Here is a 22,568-nt window from a genome sequence, read left to right on the forward strand (position 1 = left end):
GAAAGACAAAATCAACTTAAGTTTTTGATCTCATCAACTGTAAGACCAGTAGTTTGAGCTATAATATCAATAGAAACACCAGCTTTTAGCAAGTTTTTTGCAACTTCAATTTCTCTTTCTTTTCTGCCTTTTTCCTGGCCGATTTGGATGCCTTCTTGTCTACCTTCTAGTCTACCTTTTTGAGTAGCATCATCAAGTTTTTGAGCGAGGACAGCCTGTTCATCAAGAATACGTTTTATTTCCTGTTCATAGGCAATAAATTCTTTTTCTGACCAGTTGAATCTATTTAGCTCTTCATAGGCCTTTTTAATTATTAGATCACTACCTATTATTTTTTCCAGCTCTTCTTCACTAGTCTCATCTGCATATTTAAAGAAGTAGATCCATTTCTCGACTATACTTGAAAGCTGATCCTCTTTGGTTTTTGGAAATTTTGGCAACTCAATAAATATGAAGTAAAAATCTTTTAGATCGTGTTCATTAGTACCTTCATCGCGAATAGTATGCTTTGATTTATACTCAGATTTATTAGGAAACAGTACACAATCTGCTATAGCAATGAAGATAATTTCCTTAAGGTTATGGTATTGATCGCCTTTATCAGCTTGTCTTGAGTAGGCTTTAGCAGCATAGTATTGGGCACGTTTTTCAAAGCCTTTAGTTTTAGCGACCTGCATTTCGACGATCACTTGCACCCCATTTTCATCTCTGCAGAGAACATCAACAATACTTTGCTTTTTAGCGGCGATATCAGGGTCTTGAATAGTACTTAAAAACTCTATATCCTTTATTTCATTTTTACCAGTGAGGCCAAGAATATCATTGAGGAAGTGAATAAGGATACCTTTATTTTTTTCAGTACCAAAGATACGCCGAAATGCGACATCATTCTTCGGATCGAGAAACTTCGAAAGAGCCATAAGAAATAAAGTGAAAAAACATTAATAATTATACACAATTCTGAAGAAATATTCAACTTTTTTATATTGAAATCTTGTTTTTTTAAGCTTCGAGAAAAAATGACCTTCAGAGGTGGGCTTAGAATCGCATTCTCTGCTTTAGACGTCCTTTTGTATATCTTTTATCAACCCTTCTGTAAAGTACCTAAAAACCCCAGCTCATGAGTTTAGTGGTCATACCTATTTTAAGTGTGAAGTTCTCATTTTAGCTTGTCACGGCATAGGCATTTAATATACTAGTTTTTAACAGGCATCTGAGAGTATGTGAAAAAGAGTAACCCTGCAAGATACAAAATAGCACAAAAGGTAAGAAGCTGGAGGTTAAGAAGAAAATGTACCGTAAGAGATCTAGCAGACAAAACAGGTATAAAATATTATACGCTGCTAAAATATGAACAAGGGGTACAAGGTATTCCAACTGAAGACTTAAAAAGACTAGCGGATGCATTATCAATTAAGGCTGGAGGTCTATTTTCTAGACAAAAAGTACTAAGAGAAAACTGTTGTTTTGATAAAGCCAAGGAACAAGCAATATACAATCTCATGGCACAAACAAGAGAACGCAAGGCAATTTATGCATTGACCCAATCTATTTGAGCTGAAGAGGAAAGTGATGTCAAAGCAGGATTTGCTAATGATATAATCTACCGAGCAACAGGCTTATCAGCTGATGAATATGAAAATAAAGAAGAAAAAAGTTCTAAGCATCGAAGCAAAAGACAAGAGATGAAAAAGTGGAGAATAATACAAGGGTATACGCAAGAGGAATTAGCGAAGGAGCTTGGTATAGGAGGTCCACAGATACATTGTAGATACTGTAGGTCTTGTAATTGCTGCTGAAGTACAAAGTGCAAGCATTCAGGATCTTGATGGTGCACTAAATCTTTTTGTTCAAGCCAAATGCAAAGCTCCAACATTACATAAGTTTTTTGCTGATCAAGGATACACAGGTAAATTGCAAAACCTCTGCTTATTGGAAACTGGATGTTTATTGACGATTACCAAGAAAATAGTTGATACAGGATTTCAGGTTATTCCCAAACGTTGGATTGTTGAGAGAACCTTTGCTTGGCTCTCCAATTTTAGACGTATGAGTAAGGATTATGAGCATTCTCCTCTCACTTCAAAAAATAACATCTTCTTTAATATGATCACTATTATGCTTCACAAATTAGCTCATTCTTGAGTTTGAAGACAGGCTCTTAGAGATGGAAAATTTTTACGTATACTTTCCTCTGAGCAAAGCCAACAAACAACTTGATACCTGTCGTAGTCATCTAATAGATCTTCATCGTCTGTTCTCTTTATGCCAAGTAATTCATTTACAACAGAGGCTCTATTGAGAATAAAATCACCAGATTGCCTGTGCATCCAATATTTAGCATCTGAGAAATTATTTAGCTTTTCAGCAACATAAGAAAGATCTGCACTCATTAAGACTTTTTCCCCAAATGGCTCATACCATTCCTTAATCTGAAAGCGCTTTACAGCATGATCTGGGTCACTTTCTGAAACTGAATTTATAAACTTTTTTTCATTTTCATTCACGACTATCTTACCTCCACCAAGTTAATAGTAGCATCATTTTTTATGAAAGCATATATTAGCCAGAATTGCAAGATTTTTAATGAAGAAAGAGTAGGGTTAAGGAAGGCTATAAAAAATTAATTAAAAAGAATGTTTAAGGCTTACGATGCTAGGGGTAATATTGGCCTCAAGTTGTATTGTTTCTATAAATTTGCCTTAATTCTTCTTCGTTATTCTTAAATAAATTAATATTAATTTATTATTATATATTATTAATAATCTAAACAATTCAACCATTTCTAGTGCTAAAAACCAATAGCCGTGAGAAGAGTTTATTTTGGGATGAGTTGGTCTACCGCTGGATTCGTGTGAACTTTTATTTATAACAACTTTGCTATACCCTAAAACCACCTATATTATGCTACTTCCACCATATTTACATACGAACTAACTTGTTTGGCTTTGTTGCAATAACTTTGCACTTTTATTTTTATAAACCTATTTTTACACAACGCGTTCTCACAAATATACGTACTATTTTTATATTTTTGAAAAAAGTAAATAATTCAACTTTTCATGGCGCTAAATGAGATGTCTGTTTAAAAACATTCTGTCCATAAAAAACACTTTTCTACTATGACTGGCAGTTTGTTTCATACGTCCAAAAACTATTCAGGCAAATTTACATTACTGAACGGATATTTTAGGAAAAACCTGCTCCACTACCTTTACCCATTCCTACACTTATACCTTGACTGACGTCTATATCACTAAGCGAAGTACCCTGATTCAATAAACTTCTTATACCTGCCTCAATTACTCCAACACTTACTTTTCCTTCTTTTATTATTTGCTCTCTATTAATCTTTATTTCCTCTATTATTGCATTAATTACCTGTTCTGGAGATCCACTTGTACAACCTACAGCTGCTTCTACAATTTTGTCTTCACTTTCCTCATTTACTGCACTTTGTAGTTCTTCATCAAGACCTGCTAATTTACTAGCACAAACCTTAATTGCTATCCTCTCTAAGCTTTTTTCTTCTAATGCCTGCTCTAGCTGTTTTACTCTTTGAGCCACTTGTTCTGCCCTTTGAGCCTCTTGTTCTGCCCTTTGAGCCACTTGTTCTGCCCTTTGTTCTGCCTCTTGCCTTGCCTGCACATCCTGCTCAATCCTTTCCTGCAACTCTCTTAATTTTTGTTCCCTCTCTTTCCTCTCTGCTGCTATTCTTTCTTCTTCTCTTTCCATTAACGTCTTCCTTTCCTTAAATTTCTCTTCCAACAACTTTGCTCCACGCTCCAACTTAAATAAAACTTTTCCTAGTTCTTTTGTTCTGCTCTCTCTTCCCTGATTTGATAACTCTACCCTCTTATCTCTCTTTAACTTGCCTGCTAACTCATTGCAACTATCTGATGCAGACTTTAACAACTCTTGATATGAAAGCTTTTCTATATTCTGCTTCCCTTCCTCACTAATTCCATTCTTCTCCATAGAGCATTCGTTTATACCCTTTCCACCTGTAACGTTGAAAAACTTAAAATAGATATTCATTAAATTACAATACTCTAATATTGGCTCTATAAACACTCTATCCGCCTTTCCTTCCAATAATCTTTGATTTCCTGCTAATATTTCATACTGTTCTTTACTCTCTTTCAACAACATATCTACATCGTTTTTCACTACCTCTAATTCCTTCTCTCTTACACAATTTCTACTTAGCTCCTCTAGATTCTTTATCCACTTTTCTTGATATAAATTTCTGTATCTTTTATAACTTTCATCAAATCCCTTTCTCACATCATTTATTACATTTCCATCTTTTGGCAGTTTGCTCAATACTTCCAAACAACTTCTTACACTACTTAAATACTCATTTCTTCCCCTCATTAATATTTCACCTTCCCAAAAAGCTATGCTACTTAATTCACTTTTTGCCACTTTGTTCCCTACTTTTAAAGCATCACGATCTATTACATTTTTTATTGGTGCATCCTCAAACAACCTATACACAACACGGTTTTCAACCATGCTTTTATCCTTCGTAATATAATCGTGTATATTCCTTAGTGCCTGAGTCACATTGTTAATTAAAATCTGTTCACTATTTTTATTAACTTCTTGTTCTTGCTTGTCTGGATGGTAAACTTTCGATAGCTTCAATATCTCTCTAACTTGCTCATTAAAGTATTTATTATGATCTTCCATAGTTTTTGTTCCATCTCTTACAGCTCCTAAACTCCTGTCTAAATATAGCAGCAACCACTCCATTTTAAATGACTCAAGTCCTCTTTTAACCGTAACAGTAGTTTCATCCCCTACGCTGAAGATTCTCCTTATTAAGTTACTTGACCTTGCTTCCAGCTTATCTGCAATTTCTTCATTTTTGACTGTAGAAAAAATAATTGAACCTACACCACTTGCAGCTTTACTCAGGCCATCACTAATCGCACTGTAGGCTTCTTGAGATTTATTTTTAGCTTTTTTAAATCCATCCTTAACAGGTTTTGGAATAGAAATGTTAGGCATTTTTCCCTCCATTAATTCTTGATAATTATAAATATAACCATACTTTGCAATATAAAGTTGGTGTAGTTTTACATTCGTAAACAGCGAATACATCACTCGTGCAATAAATGAATTATCACTATAGCTTAAAGCCCTTTCTACTTTCTCCTCAGTTACTTCAATATCTTTTACCTTCTTACCCCACGGCCACCACCAATACTTTGGTACTTCATCAAGTCCTTCCAGTAATCTAAGGCAACATTCTTGACTTGCTACTCCGCCAGTATCTTTTCTTTTCGTCTTCTGATAATCAATAGCAACTGTAATTAGCACCCCAAATAATATTACCCCAAGAGTTGCCGCTGCAGTAAACATTGCTCTACGTGTCGATGCAAATGAAATTACTGCAACAACGGGAGTAATACTGTAAGTTATAATCAATCCATTTTTTGCATAATCTGGCTGCTTATTTTCTCTTACTCTGTACAGATAATCTAACAAAGTAGGACCAAACTCCCACCCAAATATTCGATACTTTCTATGGTTTGATAAAAACTTAACAACATCTTTTTGCCACTCAGGTAAATTAGATGCATACTTCATCAATTTCTCCCCATTCCTGCATTTACACCATGACTTACGTTTACATCACTTAGTGAAGTACCCTGATTTGAGAAACTTCTTATACCTGCTTCAATTACTCCAACACTTACTTTCCCTTCTCTTATTATTTGCTCTCTATTAATCTTTATTTCCTCTATTATTGCATCAATTACCTCTTCTGGAGACCTTATCCTACAACCTATCGCTGCTTTTACAATTTTGTCCTCACTTTCTTCATCTATTGCATTCCTTAGCTCTTCACCAAATCTTGCTAACTTTTTCACACAACTCTTTATTACTTTGTTCTCTAAATCTTTTTGCTCCAATGCTTGCTTAAGCTGTTCTGCCTTTTGTTCTGCACTTTGTCTTGCCTGAGCCTCTTGTTCTAATATTTGCCCTAATTGCTCTGACTTTTGTTCTGCCTCTTGCTTTGCACGTTCTTCCCGTCTAGACTTTTCAATTGCCTCTTGCAATTTACGCCTCCTTAATTCACCTGCCATTCTACCCGTATCCTCTAAAAAGCTACCAAATGTATACTGTCCTTTTGCTTTCCCCCAGCCTTGATTTGTAATCCCATATAAACGTTCTATATACTTCTTTACCTCTTTATCACTTGTTACATCTCCTTCTCTCGTTTTTTTTACATGATCATACATAATTCCTTCATCAGCAAACCGATCTGCATACAATGCCCTTCTATGTAACTCTACAGCTTGGCTATCTATCACTGTATATTGTCCTTCGCTCAGACCTTGATAAATCAAATCGTAAACCATAAAAAATGGTTTAAAAATCCACCATTCATTTCGATTCTCTTTATTTTCCCATATCTTCCTCTTCTCTTCTAATTCATCCTTTAATCTTTTTAGCTCCTTAACTATATCCTTGTATTTCTCTCCACCTATTTGTTCCAGCATAATCTTATCTTCACTGCTTCTTTTCTCAAAATGACCCTCTTTTGTTGGAAATACCGATACTAAATTTACTAACTTATCATCAAAATCAAATAAACTATCGTGCACATCTATCATTATTGTGTTATTTGACTTTTTGCTTAAATTCCTTACTTCTTCATTTTGACATATTTCTATATGACTCTTACAAAGATCCCCAACATGAGCAAGATTGAGCAGCAACACACTGACTACTTTTACACTAGCTTCCCGCTTTTTATCCAATGCATATTTTAATAGATCATGAGTAGTGTCAACACTCACCTCCTTAGTTTGGTTGAGAATTTTCCTTTTTACCTCATCTACACCATTGTTTTCTATATCACTGTATAACACATTCTTTTCATCTCCCCTCGCTTTCATTAGATAGTAATCTAACAATTTTTCATACATCGTATGTACAAATTCTTTATCAAATAACTTCCCGTCTGTCATTCTATCAACTGCTTTTTCCTTTACTTCTTGCCTTGCTTCCAATAGCCTCTTTTTCAATCCACTCTTTTCTGCTGCAATACTACTGAGCTTACTGTTTATTTCACTGACTTCCTTTATTTTACTGTCTACACAACTTATATTTTGTAAATTATTATTCATGTAGTTGTCTACCACTTGCATTCCATTAACTAATGGCCTAAACACTGCTAAACATCCTCTAATTAGATCAGAGTACCTGTTGTTTGGTATGTAATTTACAGCTTCATCTAAAACCTGACCATTTTCGCCACCTATATAATTACTTATTTCATTTAAATAGTACCCAACCCTAGTAGAGAAATTAGTTTGTTCCCATACTTTGCTTACAATCATCTTTTCCATTTCATCAATGATAACATTACACCCTTCTACAAAATGTAACTGAGTGACTGCGCTTACATTACGTAATGAATGAGCTGTGTACTCTGGAATACCTACTTCATTGCCTCCAACTGCACCAGTGCTATTGCTTTCGCTCATGATAGCCTCATTCTGAGTACAGTATAGAAAATTTGTACCTGGTACATTTTCTTGCTCTATAATTCTTTTATGATCCTCAGCTATTTGACGTGCATCTCTAAATAGCTTAGAAATCAAATCTTGCATATCAGTTAAGCGTCTTTCTTCCTCTCGTAACGGAACAACTTGCCCACCTTCGTCTAACGCTCGCTTTCTACTTCTAAGTAATTCCAACGACCCTTCTAAAACCTCTCTTTGCCTTTCGATAATTTTTAAAGGTAAATTACACTGTGTATCTCGTTCTATCGCTAACATGTTATACGAAATCATTGCATGTGCTAACCAATATTGCCAGAGCTGACAGAATTCCGGCCCTAAGAGAATCTGGACTAACTTATGATCATCTTCATCAATTGCTAGCTCTATCTGTTTCTTTACCGGATTATCAAAAAAACTTGGCATACTACCCTCTCATCATTAATCAGTATACCTTAGTTATCATTAAGTCACAAGTCAATATCTTTTTTTACATAAAATTCTAACACTTTGAGTAAAATTTGATACTCACTAAAAACTTCTAAACCACACCTGCATAACTTAAACTTCTCTATTGTTGCCTATCTTGAAATATTAAGGCGAAGGTTACTTTGGCAGAAATTCAATTCCACTAACGAAACTTATTCATTAGTAGTATAACGAGGCTTATTATAAAGCTTATCAAAATTGAAGTAGTGATCGGAAAATAAAACACCTTTTTCAATATAGATATCGCCTGCTATGCCAAGTTTTTGTATTAGAGGATAAACAAGACCTATCCCTGTAATCAGAAAACCAAGTATTACTAAAAAGCGTGACATCAATTTAGTTTTAGAAAATATTGTCCACGTTTATTTTAACTACATCACACAGTATTGAAACTAGTGAATAGAATGATTACATAATGCATGAGTAATGATAAGGAGGTATAACATGAGTAATCTAGTTCATTCAAATAAAAACAATAATCGCGATAATTTTAGCTTAAGAGGTCTGCAAAAAGCTGTTGACGACATGTTCAATAGCTTCTTTATGGGAACTAACCCTGGACTTCTCAGAAGAGATGGCAGTGTATTGCCAGCTTGTGACTTGTATGAAACAGAGCAAAACTATCGCCTATCTTTAGAATTGCCAGGTATCTCTAAGAGCCTGTCTTCAAACTCAAGAATGAGCTAATTTGTGAAGCATAATAGTGATCATATTAAAAAAGATGTTATTTTTTGAAGTGAGAGGAGAATGCTCATAATCCTTACTCATACGTCTAAAATTGGAGAGCCAAGCAAAGGTTCTCTCAACAATCCAACGTTTGGGAATAACCTGAAATCCTGTATCAACTATTTTCTTGGTAATCGTCAATAAACATCCAGTTTCCAATAAGCAGAGGTTTTGCAATTTACCTGTGTATCCTTGATCAGCAAAAAACTTATGTAATGTTGGAGCTTTGCATTTGGCTTGAACAAAAAGATTTAGTGCACCATCACGATCCTGAATGCTTGCACTTTGTACTTCAGCAGCAATTACAAGACCTACAGTATCTACAACGATGTGGCGCTTTCTACCCTTTACTTTCTTGCCAGCATCATATCCTCTGGATCCCCTTTTTGAGTAGTTTTTACTGATTGGCTATCTATTATTCCCACTGATGGAGTTTCATTCTTACCAATTATCTCTCTTACTTTTTTAACTAGAAAATCATGAATCTCTTGCCATATTCCACTTTTTTTCAATCGCTAATTACAACTATACACTGTTTTCCATGGTGGAAAATCTTTAGGCAGTTGTCTCCATTGACATCCTGTTCTCATCATATAGCGGATTGCGTTAATAATTGTTCTAATACTATGTTTTCTTGGTCTACCGGTCTTTTTAGGTTCAAAATATAGCTCTATTATCTTCCATTCTTTGTCACTTATATCGCTTGGGTACATTTAAAATATATCTTATAACACACTTCTTAACTCCTTTCTACTTAGTTTGAAGACAGGCTCTAAAGAAAATGTAGATATTAGTGTATCTGGTGATAATTTAATAGTGAAAGGTGAAAAGAAATGCGAAAAAGAGTCAGAAGATAAACAATATTACCATCGTGAGAGGTATCATGGTTCTTTCTATAGGTCTTTTCAACTTCCAGCTAATGTAGACCAAGATAAAATATCTGCTAATTTCTCAGACGGAGTATTACATATAAGTGTACCTAAGTCGGAAAAACATATTAAGAAAATTGATGTAAAGTAGTGTACATGAGGTGGCGAGCTTCCAGTTTTAGGCTCGCTGTCTTATCGCTCTTCTCAAAGTAATTTGATAGCTCCCTCTTGCTTGCACTATCACAGTGGATACGTATCTAACTCTGATTGAGTTACTATGAAAATAGATATACCTTTAACTTCGTACAGAGACTAGCGGAAGCAAAATACTGGTGATTGCTTTAAATAGCTTAGTCTGGTATATTTTTAAATTGTTTAACTATATAAGTGGCTGCATTTCTTCCTCTAATTATCTTTCTAGTCTTATACCTTGGAAGTGGTATTTATTTTTCTTTTATCGGACTTGATAATCCTTTTCATCAAATTTCACCGTTAGTTTGCTTATTATCAGCATTATTTTTCGCTGTTCTACTCAATAAAAACAAAATTCAGCACAATATTGATACTCTTATAAAAGGTATGGGTACTAAAACTACTCTTACCGTGTGTTTGATTTTTCTATTTGCTGGATCATTCTCCACTGTTACTGAATCACTTGGTAGTATAAATGTTATTACTAACTTAACTCTTTGCTTTCTTCCAGTACGATTATTACTTCCTGGAATGTTTGTGGTTTCTGCTTTTATTTCAAGTGCAATTGGCACATCAATCGGAGTTGTTGCACTTATAACACCAATAGCTGTGAATCTAGCACAAAATGGAGCTTTTGATTGTGCGGTAGGCGTTGGAGCCGTTATAGGTGGTTCTATGTTTGGCAGCAATCTTTCAATGATATCTGACACTACTATTGCGGCTACTTCTTCACAAGGAGCTTCAGTAAAGGATAAACTAAAACTGACCCTCAAGACAGGATCTGTTACAGGTGTTATCATACTTATTTATCTAGTAATAATTTCAAATAGTACAGAAGTTGTTTCTATCTCAAGTCTGAATTACTTATCCGTAATCAAAATTGTACCTTATATATCTTTAATAATTATGGGTTTATTTGAAATAAACACTCTGGTAACATTAGCTGTTAATATGGTTATTGCCGGGATATTAGGAACAGCTTTTTTTGATTATTCTCTTATTGAATATTCTCATGACATATGTAGGGGTTTTAATAAGATGAATGAAGTAATGATATTTATTCTCTTCAGTAGTGGATTAAGCCACTTAATGTACGAATACAGTCAGAAAAAGATAGATAAATTCACCGATGAAGTGAATCTTACGAAAAGTCAAGCTGAACTTATGATTGCAGGAATATCATCTATGTTTACTATTTTAGTTTCCAGCAATGTTGTTGCTATTTTATTAACTAGTAATATTGCAAAAAGACTTGCACAAAGATATAATATTGCACCACACCGTAGTGCGTACTTATTAGAGGTATTTACTTCGATCACAAAAAGTATCTTACCTTATGGTTCTCAAGTATTACTAGCAAGCAGCATTGCTTCTCTGTCACCCATTATCGTACTAACAAAAGTATATTATTGTTTTGTTTTTGCAGCAGTTGCGGTAGGTGAAATAGTTATTAACGGCAGACGTGATACGATCGTAACTTAACAAGCTCTTAGTTAATTATAACAAAATTATCCGCTAAAATTCCCCGCTTCGATTGGATAAAATATGAATTTTTGCGATAAATGACTTTTATTACATAATTAAGTGTAAATTTCTGTAGCACTGGTTTACCCAAACTTCTTTTCATCAACCTGCATACCATAGATTCTTTGTTTTGAAATATCGGTTTTCTAGCTTTTTGATCTCCTGTTGCTTTTATAAATTAAGACGCCAGTTCGTAGAACTTCTCCAACTGCTCACTCCATAACATTGGTATTTCCCTTAAATCAGGGAATGTTCAAAAAAGTGTGTCAAACCGCATTTTTAGTTCAACTCAATTTTCAATCTATCTGGAAAGAAAATATCAAGTTGAGACATAGTTAAAGCCCAATTAGGCAGAGCCATAGTCCATTTTGCTCTACCTTTTTATAGCACAATATACCTGTTTATACAAGGCATTTGTGCTGGTAAATGAGCCCTTGGTTTTAGTGAATTTTCGGGAATGTTCAAAAAAGTGTGTCAAACCGAAAAAAAAGTAATAAATTGATATAAAAAAATGGAGGTTTGACAATGAGTCAGAAAGTAGTAAACAGAACTAACGGATTGGTAGATTATAAAGAGTTGGAAACAAATATCCTGTCGTCTATACGAGAAGGAAGACCGTTGACAGGAAGGGAGGGAGCATTAACACCATTTATAAAAAAGCTGCTGGAGGCAAGTTTGGAAGGTGAAATAGAAAACCACTTATTAGCTGAAAGTGAAGAGAATAATCGAAGAAATGGGAGAAATGGAAAGACTTTACGGACAAGTGCCGGTTCATTTGAACTTTTGACGCCAAGGGATAGAGAAGGAAGTTTTGAGCCGCAAATAGTCAAAAAAAGGCAAACAAGCTTACATCCAGAGCTTGAAACGAAGATTTTGAGCACATTTGCCAGTGGTATGAGCTATAGAGATATAGCGTCACACGTTGAGGAAATTTATGATCACAAAATATCGGCGGCAGAGATATAAAGTATTACCGACAAATTACTGCCTATAATCAATGAATGGCGTAGTCGTCCACTGCAATCAGTATACCCGATAGTATTTATGGATGGGATGTTCTTTAAGGTCAAAGAGAATGGACATTGCGTAAGTAAATGTATGTACAATATATTGGGCATAGACCAAAATGGCAGAAAAGAAGTCCTGGGCTTTTATTTGGCTGAAAGTGAAGGAGCTAACTTTTGGTTGGGAGTGCTAAATGACCTCAAAGAAAGAGGAGTAGAAGATATTCTGATTGCATGTGTAGATGGGCTAAAAAGCTTTCCTGCAGCTATAAATAGTGCGTTTCCTAAAGCAGAAGTACAGCTATGTATAGTGCATCAGATAAGAAATTCACTAAAATATGTATCCAGCAAAGATGTGAAAGTTTTCATGAATGATTTGAAAAAAATATATCGTGCTACAAGTAAAGAAATTGCTGAAAATTACTTACTTGAGCTGGAAGAAAAATGGGGAGAAAAGTATCCTTTAGTTATAAAATCGTGGCAGAACAATTGGGAAAATTTATCTGGTTATTTCAAGTATTCTAGCCCAGTTAGAAGGCTAATTTACACCACAAATCCAATTGAGGGGCTGCACAGACAGATCAGAAAATTCACTAAAACCAAGGGCTCATTTACCAGCACAAATGCCTTGTATAAACAGGTATATTGTGCTATAAAGAAGGTAGAGCAAAAATGGACTATGGCTCTGCCTAATTGGGCTTTAACTATGTCTCAACTTGATATTTTCTTTCCAGATAGATTGAAAATTGAGTTGAACTAAAAATGCGGTTTGACACACTTTTTTGAACATTCCCTTTTAGATATTAAGTAATAAAGCTAGTAATTTATAGACTCTTCTAAAAGAACTATCTTATTTTAGATCAAAATTTCCCAAAAAATAAATGTAACAAACAAGATACCCACTTTAAATGGTGCTATATTGGGCCTTAACTTGACGCGTATGGTTTTCTGACTGTCCACAAAGCCAATGCAACAACATTGCTAAATGCCACAAAACCCTAGGCTTTAGAGCAACAAACCTGGTATATGAAGGTAACTTTGGAAACTCTGATTTGTAGAGCAACGTTAGGTAATGTAGATAGAAAGTTTTACACGGAGATTGTTGATATAGCAGGATTATTGTCATGATTTCGGAGTGCTCAATTTCCGTTGTTCTTGTGGGGTTTTTACCATTTGGCAGTAGTTTATCTGCAAAATTTTTCTCTATATCTCTGCAAAAATCATCGACCAAACAAAACAGTTTTGTTATATCTTCCATGGGTAACCTCATCTATTTTTTTATCACTGCTGAGTTTACCCTGTTTTCTTGCCTTTTCTATTCTCCTTTAATCCAGAATTCACGTTAGAAATTGAACACACTCGCCATAGATCCCCTGTTAATTTTTTGGTTCATATCTTTTCTACTCTCATTTCCTATTCCATCAAATCCAAAAAGCCTTCTATTTCCTATACTTTCTTCCTTCCTTAATCCAGAATTCGCGTTAAAGGTAATCCGTCTTTGCTAGGCACTATGCAACAGTAAACCCATTTTATGCTTTGTATAAGCTTTAGAAATACTGCCTAGTCTCTTGGTCTTTATATGAGAGTCAAAATCCAAATAACTTGTATCTTGAACTGAAAAGACCAACTGGTTTCCTTTTATTCTTTCCTTAGTTTCTTTATAATGGGAAGAATAAATTTCCTTATCTTCAAGCTTTTCATTGCTTATATGCACCCTTAGCTTCTTTCCACCCACTACAGCTTTGATTAATTGAACCAGATGCCTTACCCTCTATGCAATAACTTGTTTTTATAAGTCTTTTATTAAGCCTTATATCTTCCAAATTAATGTGTTTTTAACTCTCTTTCCAGCCATTTATCCCCTAAGCCATCTGTATATTGCACGCTTGTACTTGTTTCTATCATTTTGATCCTAAATTATTTAGCTTACTCACTTTTTACATTTGTGGGTAAAAGTGAGCAGGTGAATATGTTGGAAGATAAAGCAAATGACAGCCAAAAGACTCTATTAATGACTTTGTTTTGGGAGTTTTATGGAATGTAGCATTATCCATAACTATGGTTGTATTACGCTGCAATTGTGGTTCGCTCTAACCATACATTAAATACATCTTTATTACACCCTCCTGTGAAGGTCATTGGTGCAATAAACTTCTTTTCAATCCATCCACCTATTATACTCACTCTTTCCCGCTTTTTTCCTGGAACATCAGCATATATTTTTTCTCCTCTTGGAGCTCATGCATATCCTCGGTATAGTCTATGATCAACTCCTGCTTCATCTATATATAAAATGCTACAGTGGTCTATTTTTGAGACTTTATCGATAAATTGCTGCCTATCTTCTTGATTGCGCTCTTGATAGAATGTGACTTTTTTTAAGGTTATTTTTAGCTGTTTTAACCTATACCAAATTGCACTTATTCCAAAGCCAAGGTTTTGTTTCATTTCTGCTAGCTGGGTGTTTTTTAACATAGTCTGCAAGTATTTTTGGGTCTATTTTCCGAATAAAACCAGTACTTTTTACCGCTTTGAGACCTTGGCCAGTAGCTTTCTTTTTTAGCCATCTATAGCTAACCGAAGTAAGATTTCCCCGAGAGCTGAAAGACAAAATCAATAGCCGAATTAATATTGGGCCAAAAGCTTGGCAGCACTTTTCTTATGGCATGCTTAATGGCAAACCAGAACTTCTCAATCGGATTTAAATCCGGTGAGTATGGCGGCAAGAACAAAATTTTACACCCAACATTTTCTATCAAATTTTTCGTTCTTGCAGATTTATGAAAGCTTGCATTATCGAGAACAATAGTCTGTCCAGGTTTTAATATAGGAACAAGTATATTTTCTACATAAGCATCAAAAATCTCGCTGTTGCAGTAGCCCTCAATTACCCAGGAAGCTTTAACTTTTCCCTCATTTAGTGCTCCTATTATGCTTACCCTCTTTCTTTTAAACCCTGGTTTATCGGCAAATAACCTCTTGCCTTTTTGAGACCACCCATATTCATAAAATCTGTTGTCTTCTACTCCAGAGTCATCTATGAATATCAAGTTTTCTTTTTCTATTCCTTCTATTTTTTTTATGAACTCCTTGCGTTTCTCTTCATTCCTTTCCTGATAAAGAAAAGTTTTTTTTATATGTATAGTTTACTTTTTTAAGATAATTGTAGACTGTGTCTTTGCACATGTTGCCAAATTTTTCAATTATTTTTTCAACCGTAATATCTCGGTTTTCATCCAGAAATTTGACAAAGCCATCTAAGTATTTAATTTTATGACTATGTCCCTTTTGGTAGCCTGAAGACGGTTTTATACTTCCTGTTTCTTCTCTTCTTTTCCTCCACCAGTATATAGTTTTTCTATCAATTTTGAACATCTTGCTTACTTCTTCCATAGTCATTTTTTTCTCGTCAACCACTTTTAAAACTCGTTCCCTCAGGTCCTCACTATATGGCTTTGCCATCATTCTACCTTAATTAAAGCAGTATTATACCTTTTTACACTCCTTTGAGGAAACCTTATTTCGGTTAGCTATATATAGTTTCTATCTCAAAAACCTCTGCAACTTCAACCTTTGACTTTCCTTTTTCTACCAAAGATACTGCTTTTTCCCTTAAATCTACACTATATACCATCGCTTTCCCTACTTTAAAAAAATATATTATACCTTCATCATTCGCTTTTGAAAATACTATAAAACAGAAACAAAAGTGCTGTTTATTGCAGCTTTTGGGTAATTTAATGGTAAAAATTTTAGAGAGAAATTTTATACACTATCACTGATATTTTCCCTTAAGTTGACGCCATTGCCTGAACAGATACACTCGGATTTTTTATATAACTATATTTACTATCTTATTTGGTACAGCATATACAGTGCGAACTTTGCTTTGATCGATCTTACTGGACACAGAGTCTATCGCTATTTTCTTCAATTCTTCTTGAGGTAAGTTAATTGCTACCTTTATTGTTGTGCGTAATTTTCCATTGATTTGCACTGCTATAGTTACCGTATCGTCAACTAATAATGATTCATCAGCTTTTGGCCAAGGTTGACCTCCTATTTCTTGCCATAGGCTTTCAGCTAGATGTGGTATGAACGGTTCGATTACTCTGATTAGTATACATATACCTTCATCAATAAGAGGTTTTCCAGTTTTTACATCTATTTCAGCTATTAAATTCGTCATCTCACGAAATTTTGCCACTACACAGTTTAATCTGCAGTTTTCCAAGTCATCTGTAAGTCCGTGTAAGAGTTTATGTATCTTTTTTCTGTATTCCAAAAGTTTACCTGTAACATTTTCATTATCATAGTGAATATTCACAGGCCTTAGCTGCATTACCATACGCCACAATTTATTTACATAACGAGAACAACCTTCCACACCATCATCGGACCACTCCATATCTTTCTCTGGAGGAGTGTCAGACAATACGAACAAGCGAGCGGTGTCAGCACCGTACTTTTCTATGATAAAATTTGGATCAACTGTGTTCTTTTTCGATTTGCTCATCTTCTCAACTTTCCCAACTTGAACCTTAGCACCTTGTGTCATCAATTCCTTTGCTTCTTCAGGAAACAGCAATTTACCATTTTCGTCTTTGTAAGTTACATGGCAGACCATTCCTTGAGTGATTAGAGTAGAGAAAGGCTCTTTAATATCAAAATAGCCACATTTGGTTAAAGCACGGCAGAAAAACCTTGAATAAAGTAAATGCAGAATTGCATGTTCTATTCCACCTATATAGTAATCCACAGGCATGAAACGATTACACGCATCTTTATCGATAGACTTATTTTCATTACAAAATGCAGCAAAATACCAAGAAGATTCAAAAAAGGTGTCGAATGTATCGGTTTCACGCTCTGCTTGCTTTCCGCATTTTGGACAATCAACAAATTTCCAAGTTGGATGTTTATCAAGCGGATTGCCACCACTGGTAAATTCCACATCCGTTGGCAGAACTACAGGAAGGTCTTTTTCTGGCACTGGAACAGTTCCGCAATCCTTACAATATATAATAGGTATAGGGCATCCCCAATAACGCTGCCTTGAAATTCCCCAATCATGTAAACGGTAGTTTATCGTTTTTTTGCCTATCCCTTTTTCTTCGAGCTTTTTAATGGTTACTTCCTTTGCTTTGCTGACCGTTAATCCGTTTAAAAACTCTGAGTTAAACATCACTCCGTCGTCAGTATGCACCTCTTTCGTCATCGGACACTTGATCTCAGTGCCCTGGATTCCAGCTTCACACGTTGGAATGGCACCCAAGTCGGCTAAAGAAATAACCGGAATAATCGGCAAATTATATTTCTGTGCAAATTCAAAGTCACGCTGGTCATGTGCAGGGCATCCAAAAATTGCTCCCTCTCCGTATTCCACCAACACAAAATTTGCTATGTAAAGTGGCAATTCCTTTTCAAGAAATGGATGTTTGACGTTTAACCCGGTATAAATTCCAATTTTTTCGTCATTTTCCCCTTTTGTTTTTATATTATCAATGACGTCCTGTATTTCCTTGTTTTTTAAACCTTGCACAATAGGGTGCTCTGCTGCTACCGCAAGAAAAGAAGCTCCAAATAAAGTATGAGGAGAAGTTGTAAAAATCTTTAATTTCTTATTTAGACCAACTATTTCAAACTCTATGGTGACCCCTTTGGATTTTCCTATCCAGCGCTCTTGCATTGTTTTGACTTTTTCTGGCCAATTTTTCAAACTTTGCAGGCACTTGAGTAAGTCTTCAGCGAAATCAGTAATCTTTAAAAACCATTGGGACAACTTACGTTTTTCAACAACTGCACCTGATCGCCACCCTTTTCCATCAACCACCTGTTCATTTGCAAGCACTGTTTGGTCCACTGGATCCCAGTTAACCCATGACTCTTTTCGATAGGCAAGCCCATGCTTTAAAAAATCCAGGAAAAATTTTTGTTCGTGTTTGTAGTAATCAGTCTCACATGTGGAGAGTTCACGCTCCCAATTATAAGAAAGACCTATAGATTTCAACTGTGTACGCATATTATCTATATTCTCTTTTGTCCATGTTTCAGGGCTAATATTATTGTCCCTTGCTGCATTTTCAGCTGGTAATCCGAACGCATCCCAGCCAATTGGATGCAAAACCTCAAATCCACGAGCTCTCTTGTAACGCGCTATCACATCCCCTATTGCATAGTTACGTAAGTGCCCCATATGAATTTTACCGGATGGATATGGAAACATCTCCAATACGTAACACTTCTCTTGTTCACTATTCTTGCTTACAGAAAAATCCCATTTATCTTGATAAAATTTTTCAACACTTTTAAAATCATATTTCATATAAATCCAAATTCAATTACAGTTCACGTGCATCAAAGGATCAACCTCTTGGCCATTATGCCGTATTGTGAAACACATCTGTGGATCTTTATCTTGTGTGCTTGATTTACCTGCAGATCCAATCACTTGACCTTGCTTTACTTTATCACCAATTTCAACATGTATGTTTTTTAAATAGGAGTACACAGTCATGTAATTATCTTTGTGTTCTACTATAATTAAATTTCCATACCATCTCAGCCCTTTGCCTACATATACCACTTTGCCGGGTGCAGAGGCAACTACATTCGTTCCATTTTGAGCAGCAATTTTTATGCCATCCTTACACATTTCATCAGAAGAGGTAGCTGAAATAACTGTACCTTTAACTGGCATTACAAATTTGCAATTTACCCCCACGTTTTGTGCATTATTGTTATCTTTGTATATCCTGTTTATGATGGCTTTTCTATTTTCTTTTTTTATTAAAGGCTCCCTAATTAAATGGTACTCTCTTGTATATTCCAGCTCTCTTTTTCCGTAAAATTCTTCGCCTTTAAGCAGCACAGGTGCAGGTTTTTGCAGGCCACAGCCTATTAATATTGCTAATAATATAAGAAATGAAGCTATATGCCACATTTTAGATATATCAACTCTCACAAAACTCCAAAATTTTAGCGAGACGTAGTGTTTCACGCCTGTTCGTTACTTTCCTCGTTATTTATTTTACTAGTTAAATAATCCCTCAAATCGGTAAGTTCTTGCAACAAATTCTTTGGACCACGATTGACTTTTATATCATTACCAAATTCTTTTTGCACTCCTTTTATTGTATATCCTTTATCATATAGCATGTATTTTACTTTCTTTATGGCCTCTATACACTTACGATCATATAGCCTTCTTCCTTTACGCTTTGTAGGCTTAATTTGATGAAATTGACCTTCCCAAAATCTTAAAACATGCTGTTCCAAATGTAGCTCTTCAGCTACTTCCCCAATCGTATAAAATAGTTTTTCCTTATTCATTAATTATTGATTAATTTTTTTATAATTTTTGAAGGCCTAAAAGAAATTGAATTTCTTGCCTGAATCATCACTTTCTCTGATGTATTTGGTATATTTCCTGGTCTTTCCTTCTTTTTCTTAACCAAGAATGTTCCAAATGACAATATTTTTACTATTCCATCCTTTGCCAAGCTTGTCTTTATTTCGTTCAATATATCATCTATTATCGAAGCAGAGTCTTCCTTTGATAATCCTATTTCTTGGTTTATATTTTCAGCTATCGTTGCCTTAGTTACTGTTGTGTCTTTTGTTGTAACGTGATCCATTATTGATAAATATTACAATACGTAAATATAATATAGCAATCGACTCGAGATTCAGCTACTTTATTTTTTAGGGTATGTCTCTTCTATAGCATAATTTAAAATACTAGCAACTGCCAACATTACAAATATTGCAAAAAGCGCCATTTGATGATCTGTAAAAAGTGCTAGCATTGACACTATAATTCCGCTGACAATAAACATAAACCCATTGATAATGGATGATGATGTGCTAATGTATTTTCGTTTCACAATCTCGCTGCCGACAGTAAAATTAAGCATATGTCCTCCCGCAAAAAACCCGAACATTAACATACAAAAGTACACAACGTGGACTGTTAAATAGCTGCATAGTAAAATAATAATTGAGACGCCTTGCAATAAAGCAAAAGCAGAAATTACATATTTCCTATTTTTAAATAAGTTTGAGATTCGATCTGCAATTGGAGCACCAACTGCAAGACCAAGCCATAGTATTGCGGTTGCTATACCTGACTCCATTGTATTGAGTTCTGAGTTGCCCAGTAACCTTGGAGCCCACAGGGTGTTAAGTGCTAAAAATGTTCCAAAAGTAATAGCACCCACCACTGAAGTTATCCAGATATCTCTTAATTTTAGCACTGTGAGTACAGAGCACATTACTGTTCTTATAGAGTTTTGTATTGTGCATTCTTCTAAACTGCTTTCTGGAAGTGTGTTTGGACAAAAGAGTGTAAGTACAAATATCAACACACCAAATAGTATTATGCATACAATCATATTCTTCCAATCTGCACCTTCGGCAAGCAAGCTAGAGAACAATATTTGAATTATCAGTGCAGAAAGGCTTGAAATTGTCTGCACTAGTGAAAACATTAGTCCAAATTGGGCAGCGGAAAAACATATGCTACTTGTATGAGCAGCACCAATAAAACCAAATGATGCTCCAGTTGCAATCAACACTTGAGACAAAATCAAATGGGAAAAATTGTCACTATTAATAAGGACAAAAAACCCCAAGATCATAGTTGATAATGAGAAAAAATAAATTTTTTTACTGGAAAAAACATTAAACGTTGCCCCACTAAAAAATTGTAAGATGGCAAAAGTCCAAGTATATGCTGAATTAGCCAGTGCAACTTGCGCGATTGTAAGTCCAAGTTCTTTTTCAAGATTCACACTTATAAAAGTATAAACTATCTGAATATTGCTGAATATAACAACCAAGTTACTGATCAGCCAAATGAACCAAGCCTTAGCTCTGCTTTCCATAAGATTTATTTTTTGTAAGTAATCTATTAGAAATTTAACACTAAGTCTCTTTTTAAGCTATTGTTTCCTGAATAAGTGCTGGACTTGACTTCCTTTAGCTTTATTGTACAATTAAATAATTTTATTCTAGAGGTTGGTAATATGGCACCACAAGATAAATCTCAATTCAAAAAGTTTGACAATATATTAGCAAGAATAAGTGACACCATTGATTCTGGTAAGGGTGATTCTATTGAGATTTATGATGAAATAAAAAATTAGCTGAGAGAAGAACTTAATAATGTATATGAAGAATGGAAAAGTAGTGAATTTATCCAAACTTCAGATTCAAATTAGATGATGGTTATGAAGTAGAAACAACGCTACTGCACATTGCCATTCAATGCAGGAAAAGTGCTGCATGTGCACCACTAGTCCAATGCTTGTTAGATCAGGGAGCTGATCCCAACGTACAAGATAGTCCTTATAACGCGAATTCTGGATTAAGGAAGGAAGAAAGTATAGGAAATAGAAGGCTTTGTGGATTTGATGGAATAGGAAATGAGAGTAGAAAAGATATGAACCAAAAAATTAACAGGGGATCTATGGCGAGTGTGTTCAATTTCTAGTCTATTTTTTAGGTAACCAAAAACAGTCTCAATGATAGACCTTTTTCTCAGTAAAATCTTCTCATTTAACGAAATCAATGTATTTTTCATACCTTTTTTCACCTTGGTAACAAGTTTCAAACCTCGGTCAAACAGCTTCTGAAAAAGCTCTTTTGCAATATAACCTTTGTCACCAAACAAAAGACCGATTAATTTTTCCGTCAGATTTGGCACAGGTATCCTATCATCAACATTGCCTTTTGTTAGCGTAAGTGCATGAATTTCAACATTTTCATTGATTACCATATGTAATTTGAAACCAAAAAACCAGCCGTAAGTGCTCTTGCTTAATTTTGCAATTCCAGCAAAAACTTTGTTTTTGGATATTCTTTTTGCATGACAAACTGCAATGGGAGTTGTGTCTATATATGAAATTCCAGTGTTTTCTGACTGTCCACAAAGCCAATGCAACAACATTGCTAAATGCCACAAAACCCTAGGCTTTAGAGCAACAAACCTGGTATATGAAGGTAACTTTGGAAACTCTGATTTGTAGAGCAACGTTAGGTAATGTAGATAGAAAGTTTTACACGGAGATTGTTGATATAGCAGGATTATTGTCATGATTTCGGAGTGCTCAATTTCCGTTGTTCTTGTGGGGTTTTTACCATTTGGCAGTAGTTTATCTGCAAAATTTTTCTCTATATCTCTGCAAAAATCATCGACCAAACAAAACAGTTTTGTTATATCTTCCATGGGTAACCTCATCTAT

Annotated in this window: 26 protein-coding genes and 4 pseudogenes; 7 read left to right on the top strand and 23 right to left on the bottom strand. The window is 34.9% G+C overall.

What is annotated here, in order from left to right; genetic code table 11:
• Nucleotides 1–11: 11 nt before the first annotated feature.
• Nucleotides 12–920: an Rpn family recombination-promoting nuclease/putative transposase gene (locus ACFELZ_RS03220; RefSeq protein ID WP_375316492.1), complete on the bottom strand. Its 909-nt coding sequence runs from the start codon at nucleotides 918–920 to the stop codon at nucleotides 12–14.
• Nucleotides 921–1,223: 303 nt separating this feature from the next.
• On the opposite strand from ACFELZ_RS03220, the gene ACFELZ_RS03225 reads away from it, so the two are divergent.
• Both ACFELZ_RS03225 and ACFELZ_RS03230 read left to right on the top strand, forming a co-directional pair.
• A complete protein-coding gene (locus tag ACFELZ_RS03225) occupies nucleotides 1,224–1,556 on the top strand; it encodes a helix-turn-helix domain-containing protein (protein ID WP_375315982.1) in 333 nt (110 codons plus the stop codon).
• A 259-nt stretch (nucleotides 1,557–1,815) separates the two neighbouring features.
• Nucleotides 1,816–2,145, top strand: coding sequence for a transposase (locus ACFELZ_RS03230; RefSeq protein ID WP_375316647.1), 330 nt, complete (start codon nucleotides 1,816–1,818; stop codon nucleotides 2,143–2,145).
• Here the strand turns inward: ACFELZ_RS03230 and ACFELZ_RS03235 are convergent.
• The 4 genes from ACFELZ_RS03235 to ACFELZ_RS03250 form a co-directional block, all read right to left on the bottom strand.
• Nucleotides 2,136–2,507 (bottom strand): hypothetical protein, encoded by a 372-nt coding sequence (locus tag ACFELZ_RS03235; protein ID WP_375316493.1) that lies wholly within the window; start codon nucleotides 2,505–2,507, stop codon nucleotides 2,136–2,138. The two genes, ACFELZ_RS03230 and ACFELZ_RS03235, sit on opposite strands and share 10 nt — an antisense overlap.
• Nucleotides 2,508–3,189: 682 nt before the next feature.
• Nucleotides 3,190–5,598, bottom strand: a complete 2,409-nt coding sequence (locus ACFELZ_RS03240; RefSeq protein ID WP_375315959.1) for a hypothetical protein — start codon at nucleotides 5,596–5,598, stop codon at nucleotides 3,190–3,192.
• Nucleotides 5,598–7,946, bottom strand: coding sequence for a hypothetical protein (locus tag ACFELZ_RS03245; protein ID WP_375316488.1), 2,349 nt, complete (start codon nucleotides 7,944–7,946; stop codon nucleotides 5,598–5,600). Before ACFELZ_RS03245 ends, ACFELZ_RS03240 begins: the two co-directional genes overlap by 1 nt.
• 205 nt (nucleotides 7,947–8,151) lie before the next feature.
• A complete protein-coding gene (locus ACFELZ_RS03250; RefSeq protein WP_353286141.1) occupies nucleotides 8,152–8,235 on the bottom strand; it encodes a hypothetical protein in 84 nt (27 codons plus the stop codon).
• A gap of 218 nt (nucleotides 8,236–8,453) precedes the next feature.
• On the opposite strand from ACFELZ_RS03250, the gene ACFELZ_RS03255 reads away from it, so the two are divergent.
• Nucleotides 8,454–8,696 (top strand): hypothetical protein, encoded by a 243-nt coding sequence (locus ACFELZ_RS03255; RefSeq protein WP_375316494.1) that lies wholly within the window; start codon nucleotides 8,454–8,456, stop codon nucleotides 8,694–8,696.
• Here the strand turns inward: ACFELZ_RS03255 and ACFELZ_RS03260 are convergent.
• Genes ACFELZ_RS03260 through ACFELZ_RS03270 form a run of 3 tightly spaced genes read right to left on the bottom strand, consistent with a single transcriptional unit; the run spans nucleotide 8,682 to nucleotide 9,448 of the window.
• Nucleotides 8,682–9,140 (bottom strand): transposase, encoded by a 459-nt coding sequence (locus ACFELZ_RS03260; RefSeq protein ID WP_375316623.1) that lies wholly within the window; start codon nucleotides 9,138–9,140, stop codon nucleotides 8,682–8,684. The genes ACFELZ_RS03255 and ACFELZ_RS03260 overlap by 15 nt on opposite strands.
• Nucleotides 9,083–9,247 carry a hypothetical protein gene (locus ACFELZ_RS03265; protein WP_375315781.1) on the bottom strand — a complete coding sequence of 55 codons (165 nt, stop codon included), beginning with the start codon at nucleotides 9,245–9,247 and terminating at the stop codon, nucleotides 9,083–9,085. The genes ACFELZ_RS03260 and ACFELZ_RS03265 overlap by 58 nt, the downstream gene beginning before the upstream one ends.
• Nucleotides 9,248–9,250: 3 nt before the next feature.
• Nucleotides 9,251–9,448 carry a transposase gene (locus ACFELZ_RS03270; protein ID WP_375315805.1) on the bottom strand — a complete coding sequence of 66 codons (198 nt, stop codon included), beginning with the start codon at nucleotides 9,446–9,448 and terminating at the stop codon, nucleotides 9,251–9,253.
• 46 nt (nucleotides 9,449–9,494) lie between these two features.
• On the opposite strand from ACFELZ_RS03270, the gene ACFELZ_RS03275 reads away from it, so the two are divergent.
• On the top strand, nucleotides 9,495–9,755 hold the full coding sequence (locus ACFELZ_RS03275) for an Hsp20/alpha crystallin family protein (RefSeq protein WP_375316495.1): 261 nt from the start codon (nucleotides 9,495–9,497) through the stop codon (nucleotides 9,753–9,755).
• Between the two features lie 236 nt (nucleotides 9,756–9,991).
• On the top strand, nucleotides 9,992–11,278 hold the full coding sequence (locus ACFELZ_RS03280) for a Na+/H+ antiporter NhaC family protein (RefSeq protein ID WP_341814255.1): 1,287 nt from the start codon (nucleotides 9,992–9,994) through the stop codon (nucleotides 11,276–11,278).
• Nucleotides 11,279–11,599: 321 nt separating this feature from the next.
• On the opposite strand, the pseudogene ACFELZ_RS03285 reads toward ACFELZ_RS03280, so the two are convergent.
• Nucleotides 11,600–11,774: pseudogene (locus ACFELZ_RS03285) on the bottom strand (IS256 family transposase); the annotation flags it as partial.
• A gap of 71 nt (nucleotides 11,775–11,845) precedes the next feature.
• On the opposite strand from ACFELZ_RS03285, the pseudogene ACFELZ_RS03290 reads away from it, so the two are divergent.
• Nucleotides 11,846–13,084 (top strand): annotated as a pseudogene (locus tag ACFELZ_RS03290) (IS256 family transposase).
• 186 nt (nucleotides 13,085–13,270) lie between these two features.
• On the opposite strand, the pseudogene ACFELZ_RS03295 reads toward ACFELZ_RS03290, so the two are convergent.
• Nucleotides 13,271–13,582: pseudogene (locus tag ACFELZ_RS03295) on the bottom strand (IS982 family transposase); the annotation flags it as partial.
• 87 nt (nucleotides 13,583–13,669) lie between these two features.
• On the opposite strand from ACFELZ_RS03295, the pseudogene ACFELZ_RS03300 reads away from it, so the two are divergent.
• A pseudogene (locus ACFELZ_RS03300) lies at nucleotides 13,670–13,792 on the top strand (IS982 family transposase); the annotation flags it as partial.
• Between the two features lie 33 nt (nucleotides 13,793–13,825).
• Here the strand turns inward: ACFELZ_RS03300 and ACFELZ_RS03305 are convergent.
• The 13 genes from ACFELZ_RS03305 to ACFELZ_RS03365 all read right to left on the bottom strand — a co-directional run bounded on the left by ACFELZ_RS03305 (nucleotide 13,826) and on the right by ACFELZ_RS03365 (nucleotide 22,552).
• On the bottom strand, nucleotides 13,826–14,059 hold the full coding sequence (locus ACFELZ_RS03305) for a hypothetical protein (RefSeq protein ID WP_265025918.1): 234 nt from the start codon (nucleotides 14,057–14,059) through the stop codon (nucleotides 13,826–13,828).
• Complete coding sequence (locus ACFELZ_RS03310) at nucleotides 14,022–14,147, bottom strand: transposase DNA-binding-containing protein (protein ID WP_375316496.1); 126 nt, start codon at nucleotides 14,145–14,147, stop codon at nucleotides 14,022–14,024. The genes ACFELZ_RS03305 and ACFELZ_RS03310 overlap by 38 nt, the downstream gene beginning before the upstream one ends.
• A 114-nt stretch (nucleotides 14,148–14,261) precedes the next feature.
• A complete protein-coding gene (locus tag ACFELZ_RS03315) occupies nucleotides 14,262–14,378 on the bottom strand; it encodes a transposase (protein ID WP_375316648.1) in 117 nt (38 codons plus the stop codon).
• A gap of 184 nt (nucleotides 14,379–14,562) precedes the next feature.
• Nucleotides 14,563–14,799 (bottom strand): IS630 transposase-related protein, encoded by a 237-nt coding sequence (locus ACFELZ_RS03320; RefSeq protein WP_375316649.1) that lies wholly within the window; start codon nucleotides 14,797–14,799, stop codon nucleotides 14,563–14,565.
• Between the two features lie 98 nt (nucleotides 14,800–14,897).
• Entirely contained in the window at nucleotides 14,898–15,467 is a 570-nt protein-coding gene (locus tag ACFELZ_RS03325) for an IS630 family transposase (protein WP_375316618.1), read from the bottom strand.
• Nucleotides 15,427–15,789 carry a helix-turn-helix domain-containing protein gene (locus ACFELZ_RS03330; RefSeq protein WP_375315839.1) on the bottom strand — a complete coding sequence of 121 codons (363 nt, stop codon included), beginning with the start codon at nucleotides 15,787–15,789 and terminating at the stop codon, nucleotides 15,427–15,429. The genes ACFELZ_RS03325 and ACFELZ_RS03330 overlap by 41 nt, the downstream gene beginning before the upstream one ends.
• Nucleotides 15,790–15,850: 61 nt before the next feature.
• The gene (locus tag ACFELZ_RS03335; RefSeq protein WP_375316497.1) at nucleotides 15,851–15,958 is read right to left on the bottom strand and encodes an IS630 transposase-related protein; all 108 of its coding nucleotides are present in this window, start codon (nucleotides 15,956–15,958) and stop codon (nucleotides 15,851–15,853) included.
• A gap of 198 nt (nucleotides 15,959–16,156) precedes the next feature.
• Nucleotides 16,157–18,649 carry a leucine--tRNA ligase gene (leuS, locus tag ACFELZ_RS03340; protein WP_375316498.1) on the bottom strand — a complete coding sequence of 831 codons (2,493 nt, stop codon included), beginning with the start codon at nucleotides 18,647–18,649 and terminating at the stop codon, nucleotides 16,157–16,159.
• A gap of 12 nt (nucleotides 18,650–18,661) precedes the next feature.
• Nucleotides 18,662–19,267, bottom strand: coding sequence for a murein hydrolase activator EnvC family protein (locus ACFELZ_RS03345; RefSeq protein WP_375316499.1), 606 nt, complete (start codon nucleotides 19,265–19,267; stop codon nucleotides 18,662–18,664).
• Nucleotides 19,268–19,320: 53 nt separating this feature from the next.
• Nucleotides 19,321–19,656, bottom strand: a complete 336-nt coding sequence (locus ACFELZ_RS03350) for a MerR family transcriptional regulator (protein WP_375316500.1) — start codon at nucleotides 19,654–19,656, stop codon at nucleotides 19,321–19,323.
• Entirely contained in the window at nucleotides 19,656–19,961 is a 306-nt protein-coding gene (locus tag ACFELZ_RS03355; RefSeq protein ID WP_375316501.1) for an integration host factor subunit alpha, read from the bottom strand. The genes ACFELZ_RS03350 and ACFELZ_RS03355 overlap by 1 nt, the downstream gene beginning before the upstream one ends.
• A gap of 60 nt (nucleotides 19,962–20,021) precedes the next feature.
• The gene (locus tag ACFELZ_RS03360; RefSeq protein WP_375316502.1) at nucleotides 20,022–21,164 is read right to left on the bottom strand and encodes an MFS transporter; all 1,143 of its coding nucleotides are present in this window, start codon (nucleotides 21,162–21,164) and stop codon (nucleotides 20,022–20,024) included.
• A 527-nt stretch (nucleotides 21,165–21,691) separates the two neighbouring features.
• A complete protein-coding gene (locus ACFELZ_RS03365; protein ID WP_375315786.1) occupies nucleotides 21,692–22,552 on the bottom strand; it encodes an IS982 family transposase in 861 nt (286 codons plus the stop codon).
• Nucleotides 22,553–22,568 lie beyond the last annotated feature (16 nt).

It is taken from the genome of Wolbachia endosymbiont (group A) of Colletes cunicularius, assembly GCF_964264715.1.
In the GTDB taxonomy this organism is placed as follows: domain Bacteria; phylum Pseudomonadota; class Alphaproteobacteria; order Rickettsiales; family Anaplasmataceae; genus Wolbachia.

Excerpts from the sequence above, each read along its gene's own strand:
- ACFELZ_RS03220 (WP_375316492.1), bottom strand. The coding sequence starts at position 920 with ATGGCTCTTTCGAAGTTTCTCGATCCGAAGAATGATGTCGCATTTCGG.
- ACFELZ_RS03240 (WP_375315959.1), bottom strand. The coding sequence starts at position 5,598 with ATGAAGTATGCATCTAATTTACCTGAGTGGCAAAAAGATGTTGTTAAG.
- ACFELZ_RS03245 (WP_375316488.1), bottom strand. The coding sequence starts at position 7,946 with ATGCCAAGTTTTTTTGATAATCCGGTAAAGAAACAGATAGAGCTAGCA.
- ACFELZ_RS03255 (WP_375316494.1), top strand. The coding sequence starts at position 8,454 with ATGAGTAATCTAGTTCATTCAAATAAAAACAATAATCGCGATAATTTT.
- ACFELZ_RS03270 (WP_375315805.1), bottom strand. The coding sequence starts at position 9,448 with ATGTACCCAAGCGATATAAGTGACAAAGAATGGAAGATAATAGAGCTA.
- ACFELZ_RS03315 (WP_375316648.1), bottom strand. The coding sequence starts at position 14,378 with ATGGATAATGCTACATTCCATAAAACTCCCAAAACAAAGTCATTAATA.
- ACFELZ_RS03320 (WP_375316649.1), bottom strand. The coding sequence starts at position 14,799 with ATGTTAAAAAACACCCAGCTAGCAGAAATGAAACAAAACCTTGGCTTT.
- ACFELZ_RS03330 (WP_375315839.1), bottom strand. The coding sequence starts at position 15,789 with ATGATGGCAAAGCCATATAGTGAGGACCTGAGGGAACGAGTTTTAAAA.
- ACFELZ_RS03335 (WP_375316497.1), bottom strand. The coding sequence starts at position 15,958 with ATGGTATATAGTGTAGATTTAAGGGAAAAAGCAGTATCTTTGGTAGAA.
- leuS (WP_375316498.1), bottom strand. The coding sequence starts at position 18,649 with ATGAAATATGATTTTAAAAGTGTTGAAAAATTTTATCAAGATAAATGG.
- ACFELZ_RS03345 (WP_375316499.1), bottom strand. The coding sequence starts at position 19,267 with ATGTGGCATATAGCTTCATTTCTTATATTATTAGCAATATTAATAGGC.
- ACFELZ_RS03350 (WP_375316500.1), bottom strand. The coding sequence starts at position 19,656 with ATGAATAAGGAAAAACTATTTTATACGATTGGGGAAGTAGCTGAAGAG.
- ACFELZ_RS03355 (WP_375316501.1), bottom strand. The coding sequence starts at position 19,961 with ATGGATCACGTTACAACAAAAGACACAACAGTAACTAAGGCAACGATA.
- ACFELZ_RS03365 (WP_375315786.1), bottom strand. The coding sequence starts at position 22,552 with ATGGAAGATATAACAAAACTGTTTTGTTTGGTCGATGATTTTTGCAGA.